We start from the raw sequence: 690 nt of genomic DNA, 5'->3' as shown, positions 1-690 counted from the left end.
TTTGCCTGTGATACATTTATTCTTATTAAATATTCAGATAGTGTTATCTACTTGATTAGATGATGATTTTTAATCTGGCGCATTTTTTAGCTAGACGGAACTGTTGGTATAAAATTTATACTCTTGTATAAAAAATAGCAGAGGAAGAGATGATGAAAGCACTAGGTATAACGGCGATGATTTTCGCGATAATCGCTATTCTCGTTCCAATTGCCGGTCCATACCTAACGTTAGTATGCGCATTGTTAGCTGCTTTTGCTGCAGGCCCAGGTTTAACTTTCGGTATTGTCGCTATCTTGCTTAATCTGTTGAACGTTATCTTTCTCTCTCCCTCTCTATGGCTCACCGCGGGTATGGTTAGTGCAGATCAGTCGAATAATAGCGACGCAGTATTAGCCGGTATCGGAGTGATTTTTGTAGGAGCTCAAGTTGTTGCGTTAATAATTTTATCGATAGTACATATGTTGTGGAAGAAATCTGTATAGAACTCAACATCACATTTTTCAGCGATGTTGCTCGCCTTGAAAGTAGCTCGGTATTTTGTTTTTGATTTAATCCAGAGAGTTATTTATTTTGAATAAAATCGATCCCAAGAAACTTTTGAATAGTAAGTGGACAGCCGTCAGACCGTTAAATAAAGAGAAGCATTTTATGGTTGCGGAAGTTGAGTTTGATGAAGAGGGAGAAGTT

At 37.7% G+C, this 690-nt stretch carries 2 protein-coding genes; both read left to right on the top strand.

Features of this window, described 5'->3' with window-relative positions:
• Nucleotides 1-149 precede the first annotated feature (149 nt).
• Nucleotides 150-485 carry a hypothetical protein gene (locus A3762_RS11130; RefSeq protein WP_082878418.1) on the top strand — a complete coding sequence of 112 codons (336 nt, stop codon included), beginning with the start codon at nucleotides 150-152 and terminating at the stop codon, nucleotides 483-485.
• A gap of 88 nt (nucleotides 486-573) precedes the next feature.
• Nucleotides 574-690, top strand: a 117-nt coding sequence (locus tag A3762_RS26470; protein WP_197469207.1) for a TIGR02450 family Trp-rich protein, incomplete at its 3' end; no start/stop codon positions are given.

The sequence above is a fragment of the Oleiphilus sp. HI0125 genome (genome assembly GCF_001635355.1).
Note: the sequence above shows the minus strand (reverse complement) of the source record. Positions and strands in the feature narration are given on the sequence as shown.

Excerpts from the sequence above, each read along its gene's own strand:
- A3762_RS11130 (WP_082878418.1), top strand. The coding sequence starts at position 150 with ATGATGAAAGCACTAGGTATAACGGCGATGATTTTCGCGATAATCGCT.